The following is a 2,634-nucleotide window of genomic DNA, read 5'->3' as shown; positions in this document are numbered from 1 at the left end:
TAAGTGGGGTGATACACTCCTATGACTTGTCAAAGGCCAGCGTGCATGACCTCAAATATATGAAAGATGTCAAACTGGTCTATCATGACTGTAACATCTATGGCGACAAGGGAGGACTAATTAACCCAAACCCCAGTGGTAACCCCCCAAACACCGCCCAAAGAGCAACCCAGAGAACAGCAGAAACAATAAAAAAAGTGCTAAAAACTTGTTTGTTAGGAAAATATGATGTAATTTTGCACCGCAATTTGTAGACATTGCACAAAAAACAGAATAAGTTAAACATTAAAATAAAAAATAAGACATGATTATTGTACCCGTAAAAGATGGTGAAAACATCGAAAGAGCGCTTAAGAAGTTCAAGAGAAAATTCGAAAAAACTGGCGTAGTAAAGGAACTCCGCGCTCGCCAACAATACGACAAACCCTCTGTGCTGAAGCGCTTGAAGATGGAGCATGCCGTGTATGTGCAGAAGCTCCGCACCATGGAGGAATAATTTGTCTCCGAAAAATTTGGTGGTTTGAAGTTTAATGTGTAAATTCGTTGCCTGATACCTTTATTGGTCAGCAATGAGTATGACAACAGAACAATTTTTGAACTACCTGCAGTACGAGCTTAATCGCTCGGAGTTGACCATAGTAAGCTATGGTGACGACCTGCGTGCCTTTGAGGCATTTTTCAAAAATAAGGATACTCTGCTCACATGGGAGGCCGTAGATGCCGACCTAATCCGTGACTGGATGGAGAGCATGATGGATAAAGGATGCAGTGCCACTACAATCCAAAGAAGATTGAGTGCATTGCGTTCTTTTTATCGTTTTGGGCTAACTCGTGGCTATGTAACGAAAAATCCCGCAAGGGGGATTGTTGGACCCAAACGAAGTAGGCCACTACCACAGTTCTTGCGCGAGTCGGAAATGAATCGCCTACTTGATGATATGCCCGTTGGAGACAGTTATCGCGAACTATTGGCCTATATCATTGTGCTGGTGTTTTACTCAACAGGAATGCGTCTAGCCGAACTGGTTGGGCTGGATGATGACAATGTCGACTTTGATACGCGCGTGATAAAAGTGCTTGGAAAAGGTAGTAAACAGCGGTTAATTCCCTTTGCCGATGAGTTGGAAGAGGGATTGAGAATCTATGTAGCGCGTCGCGACGCCGAAGTGGTGCGCAAAGATAAAGCCTTCTTTGTAGACCAGCGAGGCCAACGCGTAAAGCGTGGAGCCGTACAAAATAGCGTTCGCGCAAGTTTGGCCAAAGTGACGTCGATGAAAAAACGTTCGCCACACGTGCTGCGGCATACATTTGCCACCGCCATGCTAAACAATGAAGCAGGATTGGAAAGCGTAAAGAAACTTTTGGGGCACGAAAGCCTGTCAACAACAGAGATATATACGCACACCACATTCGAACAACTAAAGAAAATATACGATAAAGCCCATCCTAGGGCTTAACCTTTTAAAAGAATAGGAGATATATTATGGAGATCAAAATTCAAGCGATTCATTTCGATGCAACAGAACAGTTGCAGGCGTTTATCGAGAAAAAAGTGTCGAAGCTGGAAAAAACTTTCGAACAAGTGCAGAAAGCCGACGTGTCGCTGAAGGTGGTTAAACCAGCCACTGCCATGAACAAGCAAGCAAGTATCACGGTTTCGTTCCCCGGGAATACCGCTTTTGCCGAAAAAACATGCGATACATTTGAGGAAAGTGTAGACCAATGTGTAGACTCTTTGAAGGTTCAATTAACGAAAATCAAGGAAAAACAGCGCGAACATTAAAAAAAACGCGGAAAAGTTTTGGTGAATAAAAAATAATATCTACCTTTGCAGCCGTCTTAGAACAAGTGCTACATGTTTCGAACGACGGCTGCAAAGCCAAAACCTCTCAAACGAGGTTTTAGTAAAAGCCAAGAAACAAACACACGTTTAATAAGGCGCAACGCCAAATGAAAATTATGGCGATTGCAAAACAAGGGTGGTTACCAGAGTGGCCAAATGGGGCAGACTGTAAATCTGCTGTCTTTCGACTTCGGTGGTTCGAATCCATCACCACCCACTTCAGTAGAAGTTTAGCGTTCTCGCAATGAACAATGCAACGTTGTTTATGTGATAGAGTGAGCGAGAATGCAAGCATGCGGAAATAGCTCAGTTGATAGAGCACTAGCCTTCCAAGCTGGGGGTCGCGGGTTTGAGCCCCGTTTTCCGCTCTAACCAATGCTGTAATAGCTCAGTGGTAGAGCACTTCCTTGGTAAGGAAGAGGTCCTGAGTTCAACTCTCAGTTACAGCTCTATCACGGTTCTTTTTTGCATTGGAAAACCATTTGATAAATCAATTAATAAATAAAAAGCAAAGCTATGGCTAAAGAGACATTTGTGCGTACCAAACCGCATGTTAACATTGGTACTATTGGTCACGTAGACCACGGTAAGACCACCTTGACCGCTGCCATTTCTAAGGTTCTCCATGAGAAGGGCTTCGGTTCTGAAGACGTTAAGTCTTTCGATCAAATTGACAACGCTCCTGAAGAAAAAGAGCGTGGTATCACCATTAACACCGCTCATATTGAATACGAAACGGCTAACCGTCACTATGCTCACGTAGACTGTCCGGGTCACGCCGACTATGTGAA

Annotated in this window: 4 protein-coding genes, 3 tRNA genes and 1 pseudogene; all 8 read left to right on the top strand. The window is 43.8% G+C overall.

Translation table 11 applies throughout. From position 1 onward, the window contains the following. A pseudogene (locus tag QME03_RS05605) lies at positions 1-113 on the top strand (IS982 family transposase); the annotation flags it as partial. 191 nt (positions 114-304) lie between these two features. Next, complete coding sequence (gene rpsU / locus QME03_RS05600) at positions 305-496, top strand: 30S ribosomal protein S21 (protein WP_009231228.1); 192 nt, start codon at positions 305-307, stop codon at positions 494-496. Positions 497-575: 79 nt separating this feature from the next. Beyond that, the gene (locus tag QME03_RS05595) at positions 576-1,457 is read left to right on the top strand and encodes a tyrosine-type recombinase/integrase (RefSeq protein ID WP_281723736.1); all 882 of its coding nucleotides are present in this window, start codon (positions 576-578) and stop codon (positions 1,455-1,457) included. Between the two features lie 26 nt (positions 1,458-1,483). Beyond that, a complete protein-coding gene (gene hpf / locus QME03_RS05590; RefSeq protein WP_025815562.1) occupies positions 1,484-1,783 on the top strand; it encodes a ribosome hibernation-promoting factor, HPF/YfiA family in 300 nt (99 codons plus the stop codon). A 194-nt stretch (positions 1,784-1,977) separates the two neighbouring features. Next, positions 1,978-2,060 (top strand) — tRNA-Tyr (locus tag QME03_RS05585). 78 nt (positions 2,061-2,138) lie between these two features. Beyond that, positions 2,139-2,211 (top strand) — tRNA-Gly (locus QME03_RS05580). Between the two features lie 9 nt (positions 2,212-2,220). Next, positions 2,221-2,292 (top strand) — tRNA-Thr (locus QME03_RS05575). A gap of 67 nt (positions 2,293-2,359) precedes the next feature. Continuing rightward, positions 2,360-2,634: GTP-binding protein (locus QME03_RS05570; protein WP_281723735.1), on the top strand; the 275-nt coding region annotated here is incomplete at its 3' end.

The sequence above is a fragment of the Hoylesella shahii genome (genome assembly GCF_937990675.1).
Lineage (GTDB): Bacteria > Bacteroidota > Bacteroidia > Bacteroidales > Bacteroidaceae > Prevotella > Prevotella shahii.
Note: the sequence above shows the minus strand (reverse complement) of the source record. Positions and strands in the feature narration are given on the sequence as shown.

What these genes read in the sequence shown, in the direction of transcription:
- hpf (WP_025815562.1), top strand. Translation starts at nt 1,484, where the DNA reads ATGGAGATCAAAATTCAAGCGATTCATTTCGATGCAACAGAACAGTTG.
- rpsU (WP_009231228.1), top strand. Translation starts at nt 305, where the DNA reads ATGATTATTGTACCCGTAAAAGATGGTGAAAACATCGAAAGAGCGCTT.
- QME03_RS05595 (WP_281723736.1), top strand. Translation starts at nt 576, where the DNA reads ATGACAACAGAACAATTTTTGAACTACCTGCAGTACGAGCTTAATCGC.